Origin of the sequence: Actinopolymorpha rutila, assembly GCF_013407855.1 — a bacterium.
GTDB classification, from domain to species: Bacteria; Actinomycetota; Actinomycetes; order Propionibacteriales; family Actinopolymorphaceae; genus Actinopolymorpha; species Actinopolymorpha rutila.
Window position 1 is genome coordinate 2989817 of record NZ_JACBZH010000001.1, and the last position, 21813, is coordinate 3011629.

Below are 21813 nucleotides of genomic sequence, written 5' to 3' on the forward strand. Positions count from 1 at the left end.
GGGTGACCGAACACCCCGGACTCCCCGGACTCCCCGGACTCCCCGAACTCGCCGGGTTGCCGCAGGTCGCGCCGATGCTGGCGACGCCCGGATCGCTGCCACCGGCCGCCGACCAGCACCGTTGGGCGTTCGAGATGAAGTGGGACGGAGTCCGGGCGGTCGCCTACGTCGCCGACGGGCGGGTCGTGCTTCTCGGGCGGTCCGGCCGCGACTTCACCGGTACCTACCCGGAGGTCGGGGCGCTCGCCGACCTGTTGCCGGGCCGCCGGTGCGTGCTGGACGGTGAAGTGGTGGCGCTGGACGAGCGCGGACGGCCGAGCTTCGAGCTGCTCCAGGCCCGCATGCACGGCCCGGGGTCGGGCTCCGGACGGGGACGCCGCCGTGCCTCCGGTGCCGGTGGCACCGCGAGACCGCCGGTCGTCTACCTCGTCTTCGACCTGCTGGCCCTGGACGGCACCTCGATGCTGGCCAGCCCCTACACCGCCCGGCGGGAGGCACTGGACGCGCTCGGCCTGGCCGGTCTGTACTGCCAGGTCCCGCCCGCGTTCGTGGGAGCCGGGGACGCCGCGCTGCGCACCAGCCGGGACCAGGGTCTGGAGGGCGTGGTCGCGAAGCGTCTTTCCTCGCCGTACGAACCCGGCCGGCGCAGCGCGTCCTGGGTGAAGGTCAAGAACCTCCGCACCCAGGAGGTGGTGATCGCCGGCTGGCGGGTCGGCGAGGGTTCGCGGGCCGATACGTTCGGCGCCCTGCTGTGCGGGGTGTACGACGAGGGCCGGCTGGTGTACGCGGGGCGGGTCGGCACCGGCTTCAACCAGGACAGGCTCGCCGACCTGACCGCCCGGCTCGCACCGCTGGAGCAGCGCGCCCAGCCGTTCGACGAGCGGCTGCCCACGGCGGAGGCGCGCGGCGCCCACTGGGTCCGGCCGGTGCTGGTCGGCGAGGTGGCGTTCTCGGAGTGGACGCGGGACGGGCGCCTGCGCCACCCCGTCTGGCGCGGGCTGCGACCGGACAAGGACCCGGACGAGGTGGTCCGCGAGTCCTGACCCCGGGGCGGACGAGCCACCGAGCGCTACTCGTCCTCGGATTCGAGCTCGGGCGGAACGTCCGAAGCCGCGGACCTCGACGTACGCCTACGGCGTCCGGTCCCGCTCCCGCTCTCGGTCCGGATCGCGCGGGTGCCCGGTGGGAGGTCGTTCGCGTCGGCGGCCCTGGTCAGGTAGTCGACCAGCACCCGTTGCAGCTCCCGGGCGGCGCGCGGCGGCTCGACGTCGTTGCGGCGGCCGAGCCCGATGGTGCGGTGCAGCCCGGGGTCGGCGAACCGGGTGACGCGTACGGTGTCGCGCCGGTCGGCCACCATGCGTGGCACCACGGCCAGGCCGAGGCCGGACTCCACGAAGCCGAGTACGGCGTCCATCTCCCCGCCCTCGACGGCGAACGTCGGCTCGAACCCAGCCGCCCGGCAGGCGCCGAGGGTGAACTCGCGCAGGTCGTACCCCTGGCGGAACATCACCAGCGGCTGGTCGCGCAGGTCCTCGATCCGCAGCCGTCCGCCTTCCCACAGTGGCGGCTCCGAGGCCGGCGAGACCACCACCAGCTCCTCCCGCAGGAGTGCGGTGGTCGCCAGCGCCGGGTCGTGGCTCTGCAGCGGCAGGATCAGCAGGGCGAGGTCGAGGTTTCCGGTGGCGACCTCGCGGACGAGATCTCGCGAGCCGGCCTCCTCGATGATCAGGTGGATGCCGGGGTACTGCAGGTGGTACGCCCGCAGCACGTCGGGCAGCAGGCCGGTGCACAGGCTCGGCGTGGCGCCCAGGCGGACCCGGCCGCGGCGCAGCTGGACGAGTTCCTGGACCTCCAGCCGGGCGGTGTCGGTGTCGGCGAGGATCCTGCGGGCCAGGGGGAGCAGGGCCTCCCCGGCGTCTGTCAAGGCGATGTTGCCCCGGGCCCGGCGGAACAGCTCGGCGCCGAGTTCGCGTTCCAGCGCACGGATCTGCTGGGACAGGGACGGCTGGGCAACGTGCACGCGCTCGGCGGCCCGGGTGAAGTGCCGGAGTTCGGCGACCGCGACGAAGTAGGCGAGTTGCTGCAGCTGCACTCCGTTACCATAGCGGATAGCTATCGAAACAAGCCAAACCATGTCTTGGACCTGTCGCCAACCGGCTTCTACCGTGGGGACTCATGGCATTGGCGACAGGTGTGGCGCGACCGTCGGTGGTCCGAACGCTGTGGTCCTCGACCATCGGTAAGAAAGCGGTCATGGCCGGCACCGGCGTGATCATGCTGGCCTTCCTGGTCGTCCACATGCTCGGCAATCTCAAGATCTTCTTCGGTGCGGCGGAGTTCAACCACTACGCCGGCTGGCTGCGGACCATCGGTTCGCCGGCCGTTCCCTCGTCGGGCTTCCTGTGGGTGCAGCGCGCGGTCCTGGTCGGCGCCGTCGTCGCCCACGGCATCGCGGCGTACCAGCTGAGCCGCCGCGACGTGTCCGCCCGGCCAAGCAGGTACCAGCACCGCCCGCCGGTGCGCACCAGCTACGCCACCCGCACGATGCGCTGGGGAGGAGTCATCCTCGGCCTGTTCATCGTGTGGCACATCCTCGACCTGACCACCCTCACCATCAACCCGCTCGGGCGCGCGCACCACCCGTACCAGAACGTCGTCGCCGACTTCCGCGTGTGGTACGTCAACGTCGTCTACATCCTCGCCATGCTCGCCCTGGGACTGCACGTCCGGCACGGCTTCTGGAGTGCCGCCCAGACCCTCGGCGCCAACAACCGTGCCCGCGACCGCGGCCTGAAGGCCACCGCGAACATCCTCGCGGTGGTGCTCACGGTCGGTTTCCTGGTCGTCCCCGTCGCGGTCATGACCGGAGTCGTGAGCTGACATGAACTCTGAAATCGACACCTCCCGGATCGGCCTGCCGTACGTCCTCGGCGCCCCGATCATCGACCACAAGGCACCCGACGGCCCGATCGAGCAGCGGTGGGGCCGCCGCCGGTTCGAGGCGAAGCTGGTCAACCCCGCCAACCGCCGCAAGCACACGGTGATCGTGGTCGGTACCGGCCTGGCCGGCGGTTCGGCCGGCGCCACATTGGCCGAGCAGGGCTACCGGGTAGTGCAGTTCTGCTACCAGGACTCTCCGCGCCGGGCGCACTCGATCGCCGCCCAGGGCGGGATCAACGCCGCGAAGAACTACCGCAACGACGGCGACTCGGTGCACCGGTTGTTCTACGACACCGTGAAGGGCGGCGACTTCCGCTCCCGCGAGTCGAACGTGCACCGGCTGTCCGAGGTGTCGGTGGAGATCATCGACCAGTGCGTCGCCCAGGGCGTGCCGTTCGCCCGGGAGTACGGCGGCCTGCTGGACACCCGGTCCTTCGGCGGCGTCCAGGTCTCACGCACCTTCTACGCCCGCGGCCAGACGGGCCAGCAGCTCCTGCTCGGTGCGTACCAGGCGCTGTCCCGCCAGATCGACGCCGGCACCATCGAGATGCACTCCCGCACCGAGATGCTGGACCTGATCGTCGTCGACGGGCGCGCCCGCGGCATCGTGGCGCGCGATCTGGTGACCGGCCAGATCTCGATCCATCTCGCCGACGCGGTGGTGCTCGCCTCCGGCGGCTACGGCAACGTGTTCTACCTGTCCACGAACGCCAAGAACTCCAACGCCACGGCGATCTGGCGGGCGCACCGGCGCGGTGCGTACTTCGGCAACCCCTGCTTCACCCAGATCCACCCCACCTGTATCCCGCGCTCGGGCGACCACCAGTCCAAGCTCACGCTGATGAGCGAGTCGCTGCGCAACGACGGCCGCATCTGGGTGCCGAAGGCCAAGGGCGACAACCGGCCGCCGGAGCAGATCCCCGAGGACGAACGCGACTACTACCTCGAACGCATCTACCCCTCGTTCGGGAACCTCGTGCCGCGCGACATCGCCTCCCGCGCCGCCAAGAACGTCTGTGACGAAGGGCGGGGCGTGGGTCCCGGTGGCCAGGGCGTCTACCTCGACTTCGCCGACGCGATCGCCCGGATGGGCCGGGAGAAGGTCGCCGAGCGCTACGGCAACCTGTTCGAGATGTACGAGCGGATCACCGCCGAGGACCCCTACACCCGGCCGATGCGCATCTATCCCGCGGTCCACTACACGATGGGCGGGCTCTGGGTCGACTACGACCTGTCCACCACCGTGCCGGGGCTGTTCGCGATCGGCGAGGCCAACTTCTCCGACCACGGTGCCAACCGGCTCGGTGCCAGCGCCCTGATGCAGGGGCTCGCGGACGGCTACTTCGTCCTGCCCGCGACGATCAACGACTACCTCGCGACCGCGCCCAACGAGAAGGTGGCACCGGACCACCCGGAGGTCTCCGCGGTGGTCGCCGATGTCAACGACCGGTTGCGCAGGCTGCTGGCCGTCGACGGTGACCGTACGCCGGACTCCTTCCACCGTGAGCTCGGCGAGCTGATGTGGGACGAGTGTGGAATGGCGCGCAACGAGGCGGGCCTGCGCAAGGCGCTGGACCGCATTCCGCAGCTGCGGGAGGAGTTCTGGCGCCGGGTGAAGGTGCCGGGCACCGGCTACGAGCTCAACCAGTCGCTGGAGAAGGCGAACCGGGTCGCGGACTTCCTGGAGCTCGCCGAGCTGATGTGCCTGGACGCCCTGCACCGTTGGGAGTCCTGCGGCGGGCACTTCCGCGAGGAGAGCCAGAGCCCCGAGGGCGAGGCGCTGCGCGACGACGACAACTTCACCTACGTCGCGGCGTGGGAGTGGTCCGGAGCGGGCGCCGAACCCGTGCTGCACAAGGAAGATCTGAGCTTCGAGTACGTCCACCCCACCCAGCGGAGCTACGCATGAACCTCACCCTGCGCATCTGGCGGCAGCGTTCCGCCGACGACAAGGGCGCCATGGTCACCTACCGGGTCGAGGACGTCAGCCCCGAGATGTCCTTCCTGGAGATGCTGGACATCCTCAACGAGGACCTCATCCTGCGTGGTGAGGAGCCGGTGGCCTTCGACCACGACTGCCGTGAGGGCATCTGCGGCGCGTGCGGCATGGTCATCAACGGCCAGGCGCACGGACCCGAACGCACCACCACCTGCCAACTGCACATGCGCCACTTCAGCGACGGCGACACGATCGACGTGGAGCCCTGGCGGGCGTCGGCGTTCCCGGTGGTGAAGGACCTCGTGGTCGACCGCTCGGCGTTCGACCGGGTGATCCAGGCGGGCGGCTACATCACCGCGCCGACCGGCAGCGCGCCGGACGCGCACGCCACCGCGGTTCCCAAGGAGGCGGCCGACTACGCCTTCGAGCACGCGGAGTGCATCGGCTGTGGCGCCTGCGTGGCGGCCTGCCCGAACGGCTCGGCGATGTTGTTCACCAGCGCGAAGGTCAACCACCTCAACGCGCTGCCGCAGGGTGCTCCCGAACGTGAGGGCCGGGTCATGGACATGGTGTCGGCCATGGACGAGGAGGGCTTCGGCGGCTGCACGAACGTCGGCGCCTGCACCTCGGCCTGTCCGAAGGGGATTCCGCTGCAGAGCATCGCCGACATGAACCGCGAGTTCCTGCGGGCCTCTACCAGACGCCGCCGCTGATCCTCCCGTAGTCGATGTCAAGGCGCCGCGGAAGCTGTCAGCGGCGCCTTGACGTGTGCGAGAAGGCGTTCACGAACTGCCTCCCCGTTCGTCGTCGTGCCCGGTGTCAGGCCCGCTGTCGTGCCCGGTGTCGGGCATCGTGTCGAGGTGGCGTTCGAGCGCGTCGAGGTGGTGCTCCCACAGCCGGCGGTAGGGCGCCAGCCAGGCGTCCACCTCGGCCAGGGGTTCGGGCCGGATCTCGTACCACCGGCGTTGCGCGTCCTGGCGGACCCGGACGAACCCGCTGTCGCGCAGCACCCGCAGGTGCTTGGACGTGCCGGGCTGGCTCAGCCGCAGGTGGTCCACCAGCTCGCCCACCGACCGCGGGCGTTCCAGCAGCAGGTCCAGGATGCGCCGTCGGGTGGGCTCGGCCAGCACCTCGAAGCTCGTCGCCATGCAGCTATATAACCACTCGGGCATGTACGCCGCAACCGCCACCGCGAGGACGCCACACCCTACGGCGAGGACGCCCTCCGGTCGGTACGCCGAGGGCCGGATCGCGAACACCGAGCGCTGGCCCCACGCGGCGACGATGTGGCGGAGCGATGTGGCAGGGCGATGTGCCAGCATGGGCCGACCCCTTCACAGGAAGCTCGAGGAGGAACCAGTGCCCGATCCGCGCGTGCGGCGTGTCCGCCGGTCCGACGTCGACGCGGTGGTGAAACTGGTGCACGAGCTCGCCGCGTACGAACGCGCCTCGGACGACTGCACGCTCACTTCCGAGGACCTCGAGGCAGCCCTGTTCGGTGGTCAGGCCGGCGGTCACGCCGACTCGGGCGCACTACCGTCGGACGACGCGCGGCCGGCGTTGTTCGCGCACGTCGCCGAGGTGGCTGGCGAGGTCGTCGGCTGTGCCCTGTGGTTCCTGAACTTCTCCACCTGGCGGGGCACGCACGGCATCTACCTCGAGGACCTCTTCGTCCGGCCGCAGCATCGGCAGGCAGGCCTGGGCAAGGCGCTGTTGACAGCGCTCGCGGAGGAGTGCGTGCGGCGCGGCTACGCCCGGCTGGAGTGGTCCGTGCTGGACTGGAACGAGCCGTCGATCGGCTTCTATCGTTCCCTCGGCGCCGTGCCCATGGAGGAGTGGACGGTGTTCCGGCTGACCGACGACGCGCTGACGGTGCTCGGCGGCGGCTGACGCGCCTCGTCGTGCCGGCGGCGGTAGGCGCCGGGTGGCTCCCCACATGCGGCGGTGAAGCAGGAGTAGAACCTGCTCTGCGAGCCGAAACCCGCGGCGTGGGCGATCTCGGCCATGCCCGCCCCGGTGGTGAGCAGCAGACGCTGCGCCTCCGCCACCCGGCACTGGGTGAGGTAGGCGCCCAGCGTGGTGCCGACGACGTTCCGGAACACCCCCATCGCGTGGTGGGGATGAACGTGCACGGCGGCGGCGACGTCGGCGACCGTGAGCGGGTCGCGGAAGCGCTCGGCGATGAACCTCGCCATCGTCGCGGCTCGCTCCACGGCTGACTCGCCTCCGGGTACCGCGTCGGCATGAGCGACCGTCTCGACGGGGCTGGCGCCCCGCGCCAGCCGGCGGATCCAGGCCTGGATCTCCAGCAGGGCGATGTCCCGCAGGTCCGGGTCGCCGGTGGACAGGTCGGCCGACCAGCGCCCGAAGCCGCTCGCGTCCAGGGTGCCGGCGCTGGTCGCCGCGACCAGTGGCTGTCCCTGCAGCAACCGGCCGACCAGGCCGTCGGTCAGCCCCCAGCGCAGGAAGCGGTCCAGCGGAATGGTGATCCAGTGCACCCGGGTGTGTGCGGGCGCGTGCACCAACTGGTGGGGGACCGCCGCCCAGAACGCCGCGGCCGTACCCGGTGCGATCTCCACCGGCACACCGCCGAAGAGGTACGTCAGCGCTCCGCCCTCGGCGAGGTTGACCTCGATGTCGTCGTGGCGGTGGGCGCACTCCATCACCGACGAGAGCCCGCTCCAGCAGGCCAGCCCGATGTGTTCGTCCACCGGCAGGTCGATGCCCGGCCCGGTCGCGGCAGCACGCCGCGCACGCGTACGCGCGTGCGGCGGGGTGACGCCAGGAGAACGTACGGAGGAGATCACCGCGCCACCGTAACCCCACGGGGTAGGGGTCACGGCGGCGCGGAACCTGTTTCCTGCCTGGCTACTTGACCGCCCCGGCCAGCATCCCGGCGATGAAGTGTCGCTGCAGGAACAGATAGACGATCACGACCGGCGCGGCGACGATCGTCGCCCCGGCGGCCAGCAGGGAGAACTGCGAGGTGTGCTGGCCCTGGAAGAACGCCAGGCCCAGCGGTGCGGTGCGGAGATTCTCGCTGGTGATCATCACCAGTGGCATCAGGAACTCGTTCCACGTCCACATGAACACGAGCATCGCCATCGTCAGCAGCGCCGGCCGGCTGATCGGCACCAGGATCCGCCACAGCACCGACCACCTGGTGGCGCCGTCCAGCTTGGCCGCCTCGATCAGGCTGGTCGGGATGCCGCGGAAGAACGACCGCATCCAGAACGTGCAGAACGCCAGCGACTGGGCGACCTGGGGGAAGATCAGCGCCCAGTAGGTGTCGGTGAGCCCGATGCCGCGCAGGTCGTAGTACAGCGGGATGATCAGCGCCTCGCTCGGCACCATCAGGCCGAGCAGGAGGACGTAGAACAACACCGACTGCCCCCGGAAACGCATGGTGGCGAAGGCGTATCCGGCCAGCACGGCGAGGATCGCGGAGATCACCACCACGCTCACCGTGACGAGCACGCTGGAGCGCATGTAGGTGCCGAAGTGCCCCTCGTTCCACGCGGTCAGGAAGTTCTCGAAGTGCGGCGAGGTGGGGAACGACAACGACGCCGACGACTCAGACGGGTCGGTCAGCGCCGAGGTGAGTACCCCGAGCAACGGAAACAACGCGATGATCGCGAAGACCCCGAGGATGAGGTAGTTCAGTGTGGCTTCCCGCTTGGAGATCACGCGCGCTCCCCGGGGTCGATCCGCTGGATCAGGGTGGTGACGATCAGGATGACGACCGTCAGCAGGATGCCGACGGCGCACGCCGAACCGACCTGGTTGAGGTCGAAGGCGCGGTGGTAGACCTCGAAGCCGGGCACGGTCGTGGACGTGCCGGGTCCGCCGCGGGTGGCGACGAAGATGAGGTCGAAGCTCTTCAGGCCGGCGACCACGGTGAGCGTCATCGCCACCGCGATCTGCGGGCGCAGGCCGGGCAGCGTGACCGCGAAGAACTCCCGGATCGCGCCGGCGCCGTCCAGCCGGGCGGCCTCGTACAACTCCGGCTCGATCTGGGACACCCCGGCCAGGAACAGCACCAGGCACAGGCCGATCTCGATCCAGGTGCCGATCAGCCCCACCGCGGGCAGCGCCCAGGAGAAGTCACCCAGCCAGGGCCGGGCCACCGCGTCCAGGCCGACCAGGGACAGCGCCTTGTTGAGCACGCCGTCCGGTGCGTAGATCGCCGTCCAGGTGGTGGCCACCACGACCGACGCGACCACCTGGGGAAGAAAGATGACGACCCGGAAGAACGACAGCCGCTTCAGCTTCGTCGCGTGCGTCATCACCCCGGTCAGCAGCAACGCCAGCAGAATCGGGATGACGGCGTAGAAGACGATCAGCACCGCGGAGTGCGTGAACGCCTTGCGCAACATGGGATCGCCGATGGCGCTGGTGTAGTTGCCCACGCCCACCCACGTGGCCGGCGTCAGGCCGTCCCAGTCGTACAGCGAGATCCACACACCGTGCAGCAGCGGGTAGAGCAGGAAGATCCCGAACACCACGTACGCCGGAATGAGGTAGAGGTATGCGGCCCGCTCCGAGCGGTCCCTGGACTTCTTCTTCTTGGCGGTGGGCGCGCCCTTGGGAGCGCCCACCGCCGTCGTCGTCGTCATCTGTGCGGACACCAGTGAGTACGGTCCTTACGGTGGATTACTCGGCGGACTACTTCGACTGCTTCTGCTTGAACGCGTCGTAGTCGGAGTCGAGGCTGCCGGTGAACTGCTTCACGTTCTGCTTCCCACCCAGCAGCTGCTGCAGGTTGGAGGTCAGCGTGTCGTAGAACGTCGGCGTGGTGTAGTCGAGGTACGGGACCAGACCGTCGTTCTCGCTGATCTTCTTCCACCCCGAGAAGATGTCGGCTGTCAGCGTGCCGGCCTTGGGCTGGTAGTTCGGCGGTGCCACGGCCGGCAGGTTGCCGGTCTGGGCGAGCACGTCGTCGGCGTGGGCGTTGCTGATGAAGTTGATGTACGCCGCGGCCACGTCGGGCTTCTTCGCCTTGGAGGTGACCGCCCACGCGAGGCCCTCACCGCCTTCGGTGACGCTGGGCTGACCGGCCTTGACCGAGGGCGGGTTCATGAAGCCGACGTTGGACCCCATGGCCTTCTCCAACTCGGCCAGGCGCCAGGTGCCGTCGATGCGGAAGACGCCCTGTCCCTTGGCGAAGTTCGCCGAGGCGGCGTCGCCGCTCAGGCCGTTGAAGCCCGGCGACAGGTACCCCTTCTTCGCCCAGCTCTGCACGGTCTCCGCCGCCTTGCTGGTGCCGGCGTCGGACCACTCGCCGCCCTTGGACGTCACGAGGTTTCGCACCGCCTGCTTGCCCGCGGTGGCCGCCTGCACGACACCGAACAGGTGGATCGACGGCGACTTGTCGGACGTGCCGAACTGAATCGGCAACAGGCCCTTCGCCTTGGCCTTCGGCAGCGCGGCCTCGAAGTCCGCCCAGGTCTTCGGAGCGGCGATGCCGGCCTGCTTCAGCAGCTTCTTGTTGTAGTAGATGCCGACGATCTCACCGGTCTGGGAGACGCCGTAGAGGCTGCCGGTCTGCCAGTCCTTGCCGTTGGTGGAGAACTTGTTCAGGTCCAGCAGCTGCTTGGGGAACTTCTGGTCCCACTTGTAGACCTTGTTGTACTGGTCGAGCGGGGTGAGCAAGCCGGCCTTGACGAAGGCTCCCATGTCCGGGTAGCCCTGGTTCGCCTGCACGACGTCGGGCGGGTTGTCACCGGACAGTGCGAGCTTCAACGTCGTCTTGGTGTCGTTCAGCGTGCGCGACACCCGGTTGATCTTGACGTTGGGGTACTTCTTCTCGAACTCCTGGTTGAGCTTGACCATCGCGTCGTTGGCTCCGCCGGAGGTGTTGATGTCCCACACCGTCAAGCTGACCTTGCCGGCCTTCGCCGGGTCGGTGGCGATCTTGCTGCTGGGCTTGACCGACGGCCCGTTGGAGTCGCTGGTGCTGCCGCCCGGAGCGCAGGCGGCGGCAAGGAGGATCGGCACCGTCGCCAGACCGACGCCCACGCGGGCGAGGATCCTGTTACGAGAACTGCTCATCAACACACCTTCTTGCTGGATTGTTATGAGGTCGAGCGGCGTCGAGCCAGCTCGGGTCCCAGGAAGCCGAAGGCAGCGCCTTGTGTCGGCTGGTCGGTTGCGTCGAACCAGGCGCCGAGGTCGTCCCATGTCGGCGCGCTCACCGCTCCGCCCAGGCCGCGTACGGACTGGCCGGCGCAGAGATTTGCAAAGAGTAACCGCTGTCGCAGTGGCCATCCGGCCAGGGTGGCGTAGGTGAATCCGGCGAAGAACGTGTCGCCCGCACCGGTCGGGTCCGCCGCCTGGGTCGCGACGGCCGGTGCGGTCACGAACTCACCGGACGTACCGTCGACCGCGAGTGCGCCCCGGTTACCGTCGGTCACCACCACCAGGGGTACCCGCTCGGCGAGCCGGCGGATGGCGCCGTTGGCTGAGTCGGTGCGGGTGTAGGCCATGGCTTCGGTGGTGTTGCAGACGAACGCGTCGAACTGCGCGAGGCTATCAAGCACAGCTGCGGACCACCGGCCGCTCGGATCCCAGCCGACGCCGCCGAAGAGCAGCGTCCCTTCCGCGCGCAGGTGACGCGCCCAGTCGGGGATGCCGGCCTCCAGGCCCACCTGCGCGGCCCGGGCACGGGGAAGCCGCTCGGGAGTGAGCATCGTCTCACCGGGCCAGGTGGGTTCGCCGTGGCTGAGGAAGCGCCGGTCGCCGTCGAGGGCGACGGAGACGGTGAGCGTCGTCTGCACGTCGGGAGAACGGGAGGTCCAGCGCAGGTCGAGGTTGCCGACCTGGTGAAGGGTCTGCCACAGATGGTCACCGAACAGATCGGTGCCGACCTCGCCGGCCAGGCCGGTCCGCAAGCCCAGCCGGGCAGCGGCCACGGCGCGGTTGGCCACGCCGCCGGGGGAGACGGCGCGCTCCTTGGCCCAGACCTCCGCGCCCGCCGCGGGCATGGCGTCCATCCCCGCGAGCACGAGGTCGAAGAACAGCGTGCCAACACAGAAGAGGTCGACCTCGGGGCGCTCGAAAGCCTCGCCGTTCCTCACCGATACGCCTCCAGTCGCTCACTTCTGTGCAGCGAGTGTGCTTCAGGTGAGCGAGTTTGACAAGTAGTGGATGACCCTGAGCGGGTTTGCCGGTACGATCGCCGCGTGCTGCAGCGCGAAAGAGACCGCCGGATCATCCGCGCCCTACGTGTTCGGGGCACGGCGTCGGCTGCCGAGCTCGCCGGCCTGCTGGGTGTCAGCGCGGCCACGATCCGTCGCGACCTACAGCGGCTGGACCGCGACGGCGCGCTCACCAGGGTCTACGGCGGCGCCGTCCTGGACGGCGGCAGGGTGCTCGACGACGGCACCGTGGAGGCGCCGTTCGAGGTGAGCGAGGACGCGGAGGGCCGGGCCAAGGACTCACTGGCCGCCCTCGCGGTCGCGGAGCTCGTCCGCGACGGCGACGTCCTGCTGCTGGACATCGGCACCACGACGCTGCGGGTGGCGCGCCACCTGCGGGAGCGGGATGTGACCGTCATCACCAGCAGCATCGCGGTCTTCGACGAACTGCGTGACGACCCCAAGGTCGAGCTGGTGCTGCTCGGTGGCGTGGTCCGCCGGCACTACCGCTCCCTGGTCGGCACGCTCACCGAGTCCGCGCTCGCCCAGGTGAGTGCGGACCGGCTGTTCCTGTCCTGCACGGGCATCCGCCGGGACGGCCAGGTGCTGGACAACATGCAGGTGGAGGCGGCCGGCAAGCAGGCCATGATCGCCGCGGCGGAGTCGGTCGTCCTGGTGGCGCCGCCGTCGAAGTTCCCCGGCAAGGGGTCCTTGCGCATCTGCGGGCTGGCAGACATCGACGTCCTCGTCACCAACGAGGACGCGGACCAAGAAACAGTGGAGATCTGCCGGCAGGCAGGTGGAGAGGTGCTCACATCGTGAAACTCGCAATTCTTGGCGGTGGGGGATTCCGCGTTCCGCTCGTCTACAAGGCACTCCTGAACGACACCGGGTCGCCCCGGGTCACCGAGGTGGCGTTGTACGACCAGTCGGCGCAGCGGCTCGAGGTGATGAAGTCCGTGCTGGCGCAACTCGCGGCCGGGCACGCCGACGCGCCGCGGGTGCACGCGACCGACGTGCTCGACGAGGCGGTCGAGGGCGCCGACTTCATCTTCTCCGCCATCCGCGTCGGCGGCCTGGAGGGCCGCACCCGCGACGAGCGGGTGGCGCTCGACCTCGGCGTGCTGGGCCAGGAGACGACCGGCCCGGGCGGCATCGCCTACGGTCTGCGGACGATTCCGGTGATGCTGCACATCGCCGAGCGGGTGCGCGCCCTTGCGCCGAAGGCGTTCTTCATCAACTTCACCAACCCGGCCGGCATGATCACCGAGGCCCTGCAGCGGGTGCTCGGCGACCGGGTCATCGGCATCTGCGACACCCCGGGCGGACTCGGCCGGCGGATCGCGCGCTCGATCGGCCTGGACTCCTCCCGCGTCCAGGTCGACTATGTGGGCCTGAACCACCTGGGCTGGATCCGCCGCCTGGTCAGCGACGGCGAGGACCACCTGCCCCGCTTCCTCGCCGACGAGCACGCGATCGCGGGCCTGGAGGAGGGCGAGATCTTCGGCCCGTCGTGGATCCAGGCGATGGGCGTGGTCCCGAACGAGTATCTGTACTACTACTACTTCAACCGGGACGCGGTGCGCTCGATCGTCGCCCAGCCGTCCACCCGCGGTGAGTTCCTGGTCGCCCAGCAGGGTGAGTTCTACGCCGCTGCCGGCAACGACCCCGACCACGCGCTGGACCTGTGGAAGCGCACCATCGCGCACCGCAAGGCGCTCTACATGGCCGAGGCGAAGGGCAAGCGCGCCGAGGACGAGGAGCCGGAGCCGCTGGACTTCGAGGAGGAGGCGGGCTACGAGGGCGTCGCGCTCGCGGTGATGGCGGCCATCGCCCGCAACGAGAAGTCGACCATCATCCTCAACGTCTGCAACGGCGCGACCCTGCCGGGCCTGCCCGCCGACGCGACCGTGGAGGTGCCGTCCCTGGTCGACGCCAACGGCGCCCACCCGCTGGCCACCACCTCGCCCGACCTGCACCAGCTCGGCCTGATGCAGCAGGTGAAGGCCGTGGACCGGTTGGTGATCGAGGCCGCGACGACCGGTTCGGCCGACGCCGCGCTGAAGGCGTTCGCGCTGCACCCGCTGGTGGACTCGGTGACCGTCGCGCGTGACCTGCTGCGCGGTTACGTCGACGCGCTGCCCGGCGTGGCCGAGGTCCTGCACCGCTGAGCCGTACCGCCTTCGCCGTCAACTCCTGCCTGACACCCTCGTACGAAGTGGTGTCGGGCAGGAGTTCCGCCCGGGCGCCGTTACTCTGCCGGCACCGACGTCAGTGGGTGTCAAGCAGCACTTGACGCCGCGCCTCGTCGCGTGACTCCTCGGCCCGCTGGGCGGCCAGCCGCAGGTGGTCGTCGCCCTGTTCGCGCCACCAGGCCTGGCCCTGCTCGGGCAGCACGTCGATCGGGTCGTAGTACTCGTACGTCCGGTCCAGTGCGTCGTCCCCGGCGCGCTCGATTCCGGTGCGGTAGTTCTTCTTCCAGTAGCTGATGCCGCGCACCTCGTCGTAGTCGGCGACCTGGTGCACCCACCGCTTGCCGACGTACGGCACGTCGCAGACGATCCGCGGGGTCGCGAAGCCCGGCAGGTAGCCGAGGATCGCGTGCTGGAGCCGCTGCGCCTCACGCACCGAGACCCGCCAGTGCTCGCTGAACGGGATCATGTCGCACATGTAGAAGTAGTACGGAGTGATCGTCGCCCCGTCGAGCAGGGCGAAACACAGGTCGAGCAGCCGGTCCGGAGCGTCGTTCACCCCGCGCATCAGCACGCCCTGGTTGCGCACGTCGCGCACCCCGGCGGACAGCATCGCCTTCGCCGCCCGGGCCACCAGGGGCGTCACCGACTGCGCGGCGTTGACGTGGGTGTGGATCGCGAGCATCACCCCGCGCGAGCGGGCGGTGGTGGCCAGGCGTTCCATGCCGGCGCGCACCTCGTCCTGCAGCCAGTGCTGCGGCAGCCCCATCAACGCCTTGGTGGCCAGCCGGATGTCGCGGATGTTCTCGATCTCCAGCAGGGCTGCGACGAACGCCTCCAGCCGGGGCCAGGGGAGGTTGGCGACGTCGCCGCCGGAGACCACCACGTCGCGTACGCCGGTGTGGGTGCGCAGGTATTCCAGCATCGCGTCAAGGCGACCTTGCGGGCGCAGCGAGAACCGCAGCTTGTCCACCTGTGGGGTGGAGTTGCCCACCAGGTCCATCCGGGTGCAGTGGCCGCAGTACTGCGGGCAGGTGGGCAGCAGTTCGGCCAGCACCTTGGTCGGGTAGCGGTGGGTCAGCCCCTCGGCCACCCACATTTCGTGCTCGTGCAGGGAGTCCCGGGACGCGCGGGGGTGGGACGGCCAGTCGGTGCGGCGGTCGGAGAAGACCGGGAGCATGTACCGGCGGACCGGATCGGCGTAGAACGCATCGGTGCCGGGCACCTCGTCGGGCACCATCGTGTTCAGCATCTGCGGGGGCAGCAGCATCGACATCGTGGCGCGCTCGGCCTGGTCGCGTTCGAGGTCGGCGTAGAACTCCTCGGCCACGAGGTCGCCGAGGACCGATCTGAGCTGTTTGACGTTCTTCACGCAGTGTGCCCGCTGCCACTGCGCGGACTCCCACTCGGCCGGGCTGACGTCGCGCCAGCCGGGCAGCCGGGTCCAGTCCGGCTCGCGGAGTGGGCGAGCGCGGTAGTCGTACGGCTGCTCCTGGGCTTGCTGCGACACCGATAACACCTCCGACCAAGCGGCCATTTTACGGATGTCGTACTGTCGGACCGGCATCGTACAGAAGAATCTGTAGCAGGCACGACTCTAGCCCGCAGGATCTGAAGATGGGAGCCTGATCGGTGTCCGACCAGAGGTCCACCCGGTCCGTCCCGGTTCGAGAGTCGACTGCCCGCCCGGCCGGCTCGCCGATCGGCCTGCACCGCGTGCTCGAGCCCGCGGGCGCGCTGCCCCAGGCCGCCATCCGGCTGGACACCCGGCGTGAGCTGTGGCCGGACGAGGTGCGGGTCCGGGTGGAGCGGCTCAACCTCGATGCCGCCTCCTACCGCCAGTTGCGGGCGGCCCATGACGACGACGGCACCGCCGTCCGCCGCGCGGTGGCCGAGATCGTCCGCGCCCGCGGCAAGATGCACAACCCGGTCACCGGCTCCGGCGGGATGCTGGTCGGCACCGTGGAGGAGGCCGGGCCGGCCTCGCCGCTCGGGCTGGCGCCGGGGGACCGGATCGCCACCCTGGTCTCCCTCACCCTGACGCCGCTGGTGATCGAGGACGACCTGGCCGGCTGGGACGGCCTCGGCGAACAGGTGCCCTGCTCGGGGTACGCGATCCTGTTCGGCCGGTCCATCGCCGCGAAGCTGCCCGCCGACCTGCCCGCGCCGCTGTCCCTCGCCGTCCTGGACGTGTGCGGCGCGCCCGCGCTGACCGCCCGGGTGGTCGCCGAGTACGCGAACCGGGCCGCCGTCCGCGTCGGTGACGGCCGGCCGGGCCCCACGGTCTGCGTCGTGGGTGCCGCCGGCAAGTCCGGGTCGCTGTCCCTGGCCGCCGCCCGGCGGGCCGGGGCGGCCCGCACCATCGGTGTCGTACCGGTGGAGAGCGAGGCGCGGGCGCTGGAACGCGCCGGGCTGGCCGACGTGGTGACGATCACCGACGCCCGCGACCCGGTGGCGCTGGCGGAGGCGGTGGAGAAGGCCGGTGGCCCGGCCGACGTGACGGTCGTCTGCGTGGACGTGCCCGGCTGCGAGGGCGGCGCCGTCCTCGCCACCGCGTCCGGTGGAACGGTGATCTTCTTCTCCATGGCCACGTCCTTCAGCGCGGCCGCACTGGGCGCGGAAGGGCTGGCCGCCGACGTGACGATGCTGGTCGGCAACGGCTACGTGCCCGGGCACGCCGCGTACGCGCTCGACCTGCTGCGCGCCGAGGACGGCGTGCGGACGCTGTTCGAGGCCAGGATGGACGCATGACCTTCCTGCCTCGCGACCCCCGCCCGCGCCGAGTCCTCCTCCGCGGCGGACCGATTCTCGCCGCTGGCTCCGGCTCTGGTTCCGGAGTCGGCTCCGGCGTCAGCTCCGGCCCGCCCACCGCCATCGGGATCGAGGGCGGCACGGTCCGGTTCGTCGGCAGCGCCGCGGAGGCGGACACCTGGGCGGCCGGCGCGGACGAGATCGTCGAGCTCGCCGGACGGCTGGTCACGCCCGCGTTCGTCGACGCGCACGTGCACGTCTCCCAGACCGGACTGCGCCTGTCCGGGCTGGACCTGGCCGCTGCCAGGTCGCGTACGGACGTACTGGACGCGGTGTCCCGGCGCGCCCGCACCAGTACCGACGCGGTGCTGCTCGGCTTCGGCTGGGACGAGACGTCCTGGGCCGACCCGCGACTGCCGACGGCCGCCGAACTCGACCGGGCGGCACCCGGCCGGCCGGTCTACCTCGCCCGGGTGGACGTGCACTCCGGCCTGGTGTCCGGTGCGTTGTGCGACCGGGCCCCCGCCATGGCCGCCGAGCCCGGCTGGGACGGCTCCGGCCGGGTCGAGCGCGAGGCGCACCACGTCGCCCGCGACGCCGCGGCGGGGCTGGTCACCGACGCCCAGCGGACGGCCGCGATCGAGGCCGCCCTGGCCGCCGCGGCCGCCGCGGGGCTGGGCAGCCTGCACGAGATGTCCGCACCACACGTCAACGCCGCCGGCGACCTGGCCGTCTGCGCGCGGATCGCGGCCGAGCGGTCGTCCGTCCGGGTGGTGCCGTACTGGGGTGAGCTCGCGCGCACCGGCGGGGTGGACCGCGCCCGGGAGCTGGGCTGCCGGGGCGCGGCCGGTGACCTGTGTGCCGACGGCGCCTTCGGCTCGCGTACCGCCGCGTTGTCCTCGCCGTACGCCGACCAGCCCGGGCACACCGGGCACGGCTACCTCGACGCCGACGAGGTGGCCGCGCACGTGGTCGCCTGCACCGAGGCCGGGCTGCAGGCGGGCTTCCACTGCATCGGCGACGCGGCCGTCACCGCGGTGGTGGAGGGCTTCCGGCTGGCCGAGAAGCGAGTCGGCGGCGACCGGCTGAACAGCGCGCGCCACCGGCTCGAGCACGTCGAGCTGGTCACCGCCGAGCAGGCGCACGAGCTGGCCCGCTGGGGCGTGGTGGTCAGCGGCCAGCCGGCGTTCGACGCGGCGTGGGGCGGCACCGACGGCATGTACGCCGCCCGGCTGGGCACCGACCGGGCGCTCGCCGCCAACCCGTGGGCGACGTTGCGGCGGGCGGGGGTGACGCTGGCGTTCGGGTCGGACGCGCCGGTGACGCCGCTCGACCCGTGGGGCGGGGTCCGGGCGGCGGCGTGGCACCACAACGAGGCCGAGCGGATCAGCGTCGCCGACGCGTTCGCCGCGCACACCCGGGGCGGCCACCACGCGGCCGGTGACGAGGGCGGCGTGCTGACGCCCGGAGCCGAGGCGACGTACGCCATCTGGGACGGCGCCGTCCGGGAGGGCGACGCCACCCTGCCGGACCTGCGTCCCGGCACGCCGCTGCCCACCTGCGTCCGCACGGTCGTGGCGGGTGAGGTCGTGTTCGACGCCGAGCAGCCGGCCGGAGGGCAGCCGGCCGGGGTGCACGCAGACAGGGAGCATTTAGACAGGGAGCAGGCATGAGTACGACCGCGTTCCGCCGTCACCTCGACCTCGATCCGGTGACGGTCCGGAAGGCGCGCACGCTGGCCCGCCGCGCCGGCCGGCCGATCGTGAAGCTGGCCAGGGCGCACACCACCGTCTCGGTCGAGCGGGCCGTGCTCCGGCTGGCCGGACTGAGCGGTGCCGACCCCGACGGCACGCCGTGGGTCAACCGGCTGGTGGACGCCGTACGCGCCGACGTCGGCCTCGAACACGGCGTCGCCGGACCGGTCTGGGCGGCACTGTCCCGGGGCGCGGCGGAGGACCTGGCGGCGCTCGCGCAGAAGGCCGCGGCGGGTTCGGTCCGCTTCCACGTGCCAGAGGGGGCCGAGGCCCGGCGGGCCGAACGCTCCTCCCGTCGCGCGGTCGGCGCCGGACTGCGGGCGATCGACGCCCGGCGGCGCGAACGCGACCGGCTGATCCGCCGGTGGGGCGACCCGCCGCACCGGCCGTGGATCTACCTCATCGTGGCCACCGGCGACATCCACGAGGACATCCCACAGGCGCAGGCGGCCGCCCGCGAGGGCGCCGACGTGATCGCGGTGATCCGGTCGACCGGCCAGTCGCTGCTGGACTTCGTGCCCGAGGGCGCGACCCGGGAGGGGTACGCCGGGACGTACGCCACCCAGGAGAACTTCCGGCTGATGCGCGCCGCCCTGGACGACGTGAGCCGGGAGCTGCGCCGCTACGTCCGGCTGACCAACTACGCGTCCGGTCTGTGCATGCCCGAGATCGCCACCCTGGCCGGGCTGGAACGCCTGGACATGATGCTGAACGACTCGATGTACGGCATCCTCTTCCGCGACATCAACCCGGTGCGGACGTTCGTCGACCAGCGGTTCTCCCGGCAGGTGCACGCCCGGGCCGGAATCGTCATCAACACCGGCGAGGACAACTACCTCACCACCGCCGACGCCGTGGACGCCGCGCACACCGTCACGGTCTCCCAGCTGCTGAACGAGTTCTTCGGCAAGGAGGCCGGCCTCGCCGACTGGCAGCTCGGCCTCGGGCACGCGTTCGAGATCGACCCTGACCGGCCGGAGTCGTTCCGGCTGGAGCTGGCGCACGCCCTGCTGGCCCGGGAGCTGTTCCCGAAGGCGCCGCTGAAGTGGATGCCGCCGACCCGGCACATGGACGGCGACATCTTCCGCGGCTACCTGCTGGACGGCTTCTTCAACCTCGCGGGTGTGCTCACCGGCCAGCAGATCCTGCTGGTGGGAATGATGACCGAGGCCGTGGTGACGCCCTGGCTGTCCGACCGCGACCTCGCGCTGCGCAACGTCCGCTACGTCATGAACGCCGCCGGCAACCTGCACGAGGACTTCCGTCCCGCGCCGGACGGCTTCATCGCGCAGCGAGCCCGCCAGGTGCTCGTCGAGGCGGTCGACCTGCTGGAGCGGATCGGCGACGACGGCCTGCTGGACGCGATCGCCGACGGCACGTTCGGGTTGATGCGCCGGCCGGCCGACGGCGGCAAGGGCCTGGACGGCGTGGCACGGAAGTCGCCCGCCTATCTCAACCCGGCCACGGACCTGCTGGAGGAGGCCCGGACATGAGCGGTTCTGTGAGCAGTCCGGTGAACGGTTCGGTCGCGAACGGTTCGGTCACCAGCGGGCCGGTCGTCCGCCCGTACGGCGACACCACCGGCGACGGGATGGTCCAGCTGTCGTTCACCCTGCCGATCCCGCACGACCGGCGGGCCGAGGGTGCCGCCCTCCAGCTCGCCGGGCGGATGGGGATGGACCCGGCGATGGTGGTGCACGCCAAGGCGATGGGGCCGGACTTCACGTTCTTCGTCGTCTACGGCCGGGTGAGCCACCTCGTCGACCTCGACCAGGTGGAGGTGGTCGAGCGGGAGTTTCCCCTGCTCGGCCCGAAGGAGGCCAACCTCGCCATCCGCCGTGGCCTGCGCCGCCGGCTGGTCGTGGTCGGTGCGTGCGTCGGCACCGACGCGCACACCGTGGGTATCGACGCCATCCTGAACATCAAGGGATTCGCGGGGGAGAAGGGCCTGGAGTACTACCGGGAGATCAAGGTGGTCAACCTCGGTGCCCAGGTGGCGGTGCCCGATCTGGTGGCGCGTGCGCTCGCCGAGCGCGCCGACGCGATCCTGGTGTCCCAGGTGGTGACCCAGCGGGACGCCCACATCCACGGGACGCAGGAGATGTCGGCCGCCTTCCGCGAGGCCTACGACGAGGCGGACCGGCCGCTGCTCGTGGTGGGTGGGCCGAGGTTCGCCGAGTCGATGGCCGCCGAGCTCGGCGTCGACCGGGTCTTCGGGCGGGGCACCACGCCCGGCGAGGTGGCCAGCTACCTCGTGCACGCTCTCGTCACCGACCGCGCGGTACCCACCCGGGGCGCGGGCACGGCGGACACCACGATCGAACCGACGGAGAGGACCGCATGACCGACCAGAACGCCGCCGGGACGGACCCACGCCTGGGGCTCACCGTCACCCATCGCCGGTACGTGTCGTACGCCGAGGCCCACTACGCGGGGCACCTCGTCGCGGGCGGCTACGTGCTCGGCCTGTTCGGCGACGTCGCCACCGAGGTCTGCATCCGTACCGACGGCGACGAGGGGCTGCTCGCGTCGTACGCCGAGGTGCGGTTCCTGGCGCCGGTCCGCGCGGGCGACGTGCTGGAGGTGAGCGCCACGGTCGTCCGGGTGGGCAACCGCAGCCGGGACCTCGACCTCGCCGCACGGGTGGTGGCCAGGGGCGAACCCGAGCGCGGCGAGTCCGCCGCCGGTGTGGTCGAGCCGGCGACCGTCGTGGTGACCGCCAGGGCGACGGTGGTCGTCCCTCCCGGCAGTTGAAGTCCGGCGGCTGAGTGTTCAACGGTTGGGTTCAGGTCGATCGGGGAGTGCGGTAGCCTCTAGCCGCTCTCGGCGAGGACCCTCGCGGTCCCGACACGCCCAACATGTCGACACGCCGTACGCCAGGAAAAATCTGGGCCTCGCGCGGGTGACCAGCAGATACCTGCTGACCTGCGCGTTTCGTCCGTCTTCGCAGGTCAGAGGGCGGTTGACACGTGCCTGTCCGGATCGCCATGGTCGTCTCCTGTCCACCGCAGGCCAGGCTCGGTTCGGTTCGCTCTCCGGCGCGATAGGTGAGGAGTCCGGCGCCAGTTCTCTTGTCACGCGTCGACCCGGAGTTCGATCCG

General features: G+C 70.8%; 20 protein-coding genes. 12 read left to right on the forward strand and 8 right to left on the reverse strand.

What is annotated here, in order from left to right:
- Positions 1 to 2 precede the first annotated feature (2 nt).
- Positions 3 to 1043, forward strand: coding sequence for a non-homologous end-joining DNA ligase (gene ligD, locus F4554_RS13320; RefSeq protein WP_337796017.1), 1041 nt, complete (start codon positions 3 to 5; stop codon positions 1041 to 1043).
- Positions 1044 to 1069: 26 nt separating this feature from the next.
- Here ligD and F4554_RS13325 read toward each other — a convergent pair whose 3' ends face one another.
- On the reverse strand, positions 1070 to 2092 hold the full coding sequence (locus tag F4554_RS13325) for a LysR substrate-binding domain-containing protein (RefSeq protein ID WP_179787676.1): 1023 nt from the start codon (positions 2090 to 2092) through the stop codon (positions 1070 to 1072).
- Positions 2093 to 2175: 83 nt separating this feature from the next.
- Here F4554_RS13325 and F4554_RS13330 point away from each other — a divergent pair, with 83 nt between their 5' ends.
- The 3 genes from F4554_RS13330 to F4554_RS13340 are packed head-to-tail and all read left to right on the forward strand — an operon-like array spanning position 2176 to position 5592.
- A complete protein-coding gene (locus F4554_RS13330) occupies positions 2176 to 2880 on the forward strand; it encodes a succinate dehydrogenase cytochrome b subunit (RefSeq protein ID WP_179787677.1) in 705 nt (234 codons plus the stop codon).
- Position 2881: 1 nt separating this feature from the next.
- A complete protein-coding gene (locus F4554_RS13335; protein WP_179787678.1) occupies positions 2882 to 4849 on the forward strand; it encodes a fumarate reductase/succinate dehydrogenase flavoprotein subunit in 1968 nt (655 codons plus the stop codon).
- Complete coding sequence (locus tag F4554_RS13340) at positions 4846 to 5592, forward strand: succinate dehydrogenase/fumarate reductase iron-sulfur subunit (protein WP_179787679.1); 747 nt, start codon at positions 4846 to 4848, stop codon at positions 5590 to 5592. Before F4554_RS13335 ends, F4554_RS13340 begins: the two co-directional genes overlap by 4 nt.
- Before the next feature lie 69 nt (positions 5593 to 5661).
- Here F4554_RS13340 and F4554_RS13345 read toward each other — a convergent pair whose 3' ends face one another.
- Positions 5662 to 6201 carry an ArsR/SmtB family transcription factor gene (locus F4554_RS13345; protein ID WP_337796018.1) on the reverse strand — a complete coding sequence of 180 codons (540 nt, stop codon included), beginning with the start codon at positions 6199 to 6201 and terminating at the stop codon, positions 5662 to 5664.
- 37 nt (positions 6202 to 6238) lie between these two features.
- Between F4554_RS13345 and F4554_RS13350 the strand changes: the two genes are divergently transcribed.
- Entirely contained in the window at positions 6239 to 6769 is a 531-nt protein-coding gene (locus tag F4554_RS13350) for a GNAT family N-acetyltransferase (protein WP_179787680.1), read from the forward strand.
- Here F4554_RS13350 and F4554_RS33585 read toward each other — a convergent pair.
- The 5 genes from F4554_RS33585 to F4554_RS13375 form a co-directional block, all read right to left on the reverse strand.
- Complete coding sequence (locus F4554_RS33585; protein WP_179787681.1) at positions 6682 to 7686, reverse strand: helix-turn-helix domain-containing protein; 1005 nt, start codon at positions 7684 to 7686, stop codon at positions 6682 to 6684. The genes F4554_RS13350 and F4554_RS33585 overlap by 88 nt on opposite strands.
- Positions 7687 to 7747: 61 nt before the next feature.
- Positions 7748 to 8566 (reverse strand): ABC transporter permease subunit, encoded by an 819-nt coding sequence (locus F4554_RS13360; RefSeq protein WP_179787682.1) that lies wholly within the window; start codon positions 8564 to 8566, stop codon positions 7748 to 7750.
- The gene (locus F4554_RS13365; protein WP_337796019.1) at positions 8563 to 9507 is read right to left on the reverse strand and encodes a carbohydrate ABC transporter permease; all 945 of its coding nucleotides are present in this window, start codon (positions 9505 to 9507) and stop codon (positions 8563 to 8565) included. Before F4554_RS13365 ends, F4554_RS13360 begins: the two co-directional genes overlap by 4 nt.
- 37 nt (positions 9508 to 9544) lie before the next feature.
- Positions 9545 to 10930, reverse strand: coding sequence for an extracellular solute-binding protein (locus F4554_RS13370; protein ID WP_179787683.1), 1386 nt, complete (start codon positions 10928 to 10930; stop codon positions 9545 to 9547).
- A gap of 23 nt (positions 10931 to 10953) precedes the next feature.
- Entirely contained in the window at positions 10954 to 11955 is a 1002-nt protein-coding gene (locus F4554_RS13375; protein ID WP_179787684.1) for a PfkB family carbohydrate kinase, read from the reverse strand.
- Between the two features lie 105 nt (positions 11956 to 12060).
- On the opposite strand from F4554_RS13375, the gene F4554_RS13380 reads away from it, so the two are divergent.
- Both F4554_RS13380 and F4554_RS13385 read left to right on the forward strand, forming a co-directional pair.
- Entirely contained in the window at positions 12061 to 12837 is a 777-nt protein-coding gene (locus F4554_RS13380; protein WP_179787685.1) for a DeoR family transcriptional regulator, read from the forward strand.
- Positions 12834 to 14186, forward strand: coding sequence for a 6-phospho-beta-glucosidase (locus tag F4554_RS13385; protein WP_179787686.1), 1353 nt, complete (start codon positions 12834 to 12836; stop codon positions 14184 to 14186). Before F4554_RS13380 ends, F4554_RS13385 begins: the two co-directional genes overlap by 4 nt.
- A 100-nt stretch (positions 14187 to 14286) precedes the next feature.
- On the opposite strand, the gene F4554_RS13390 is transcribed toward F4554_RS13385, so the two are convergent.
- Entirely contained in the window at positions 14287 to 15717 is a 1431-nt protein-coding gene (locus F4554_RS13390) for a KamA family radical SAM protein (RefSeq protein WP_420360723.1), read from the reverse strand.
- A 122-nt stretch (positions 15718 to 15839) separates the two neighbouring features.
- Here F4554_RS13390 and kdd point away from each other — a divergent pair, with 122 nt between their 5' ends.
- Genes kdd through kal form a run of 5 tightly spaced genes read left to right on the forward strand, consistent with a single transcriptional unit; the run spans position 15840 to position 21466 of the window.
- Positions 15840 to 16958, forward strand: coding sequence for an L-erythro-3,5-diaminohexanoate dehydrogenase (gene kdd, locus F4554_RS13395; protein ID WP_337796020.1), 1119 nt, complete (start codon positions 15840 to 15842; stop codon positions 16956 to 16958).
- On the forward strand, positions 16955 to 18631 hold the full coding sequence (locus F4554_RS13400; protein WP_179787687.1) for an amidohydrolase: 1677 nt from the start codon (positions 16955 to 16957) through the stop codon (positions 18629 to 18631). Before kdd ends, F4554_RS13400 begins: the two co-directional genes overlap by 4 nt.
- On the forward strand, positions 18628 to 20205 hold the full coding sequence (gene kamD, locus F4554_RS13405) for a lysine 5,6-aminomutase subunit alpha (RefSeq protein WP_179787688.1): 1578 nt from the start codon (positions 18628 to 18630) through the stop codon (positions 20203 to 20205). The genes F4554_RS13400 and kamD overlap by 4 nt, the downstream gene beginning before the upstream one ends.
- Positions 20202 to 21056, forward strand: coding sequence for a lysine 5,6-aminomutase subunit beta (kamE, locus tag F4554_RS13410; protein ID WP_179787689.1), 855 nt, complete (start codon positions 20202 to 20204; stop codon positions 21054 to 21056). Before kamD ends, kamE begins: the two co-directional genes overlap by 4 nt.
- Positions 21053 to 21466 (forward strand): 3-aminobutyryl-CoA ammonia lyase, encoded by a 414-nt coding sequence (gene kal / locus F4554_RS13415; RefSeq protein ID WP_179787690.1) that lies wholly within the window; start codon positions 21053 to 21055, stop codon positions 21464 to 21466. Before kamE ends, kal begins: the two co-directional genes overlap by 4 nt.
- Positions 21467 to 21813: the final 347 nt, after the last annotated feature.

Bases quoted from the DNA above. Each gene is read 5' to 3' on its own strand.
- kamD (WP_179787688.1), top strand. From the start codon at position 18,628: ATGAGTACGACCGCGTTCCGCCGTCACCTCGACCTCGATCCGGTGACG.
- F4554_RS13340 (WP_179787679.1), top strand. From the start codon at position 4,846: ATGAACCTCACCCTGCGCATCTGGCGGCAGCGTTCCGCCGACGACAAG.
- F4554_RS13330 (WP_179787677.1), top strand. From the start codon at position 2,176: ATGGCATTGGCGACAGGTGTGGCGCGACCGTCGGTGGTCCGAACGCTG.
- F4554_RS13345 (WP_337796018.1), bottom strand. From the start codon at position 6,201: ATGCTGGCACATCGCCCTGCCACATCGCTCCGCCACATCGTCGCCGCG.
- F4554_RS13400 (WP_179787687.1), top strand. From the start codon at position 16,955: ATGACCTTCCTGCCTCGCGACCCCCGCCCGCGCCGAGTCCTCCTCCGC.
- kal (WP_179787690.1), top strand. From the start codon at position 21,053: ATGACCGACCAGAACGCCGCCGGGACGGACCCACGCCTGGGGCTCACC.
- F4554_RS13335 (WP_179787678.1), top strand. From the start codon at position 2,882: ATGAACTCTGAAATCGACACCTCCCGGATCGGCCTGCCGTACGTCCTC.
- kamE (WP_179787689.1), top strand. From the start codon at position 20,202: ATGAGCGGTTCTGTGAGCAGTCCGGTGAACGGTTCGGTCGCGAACGGT.
- F4554_RS13370 (WP_179787683.1), bottom strand. From the start codon at position 10,930: ATGAGCAGTTCTCGTAACAGGATCCTCGCCCGCGTGGGCGTCGGTCTG.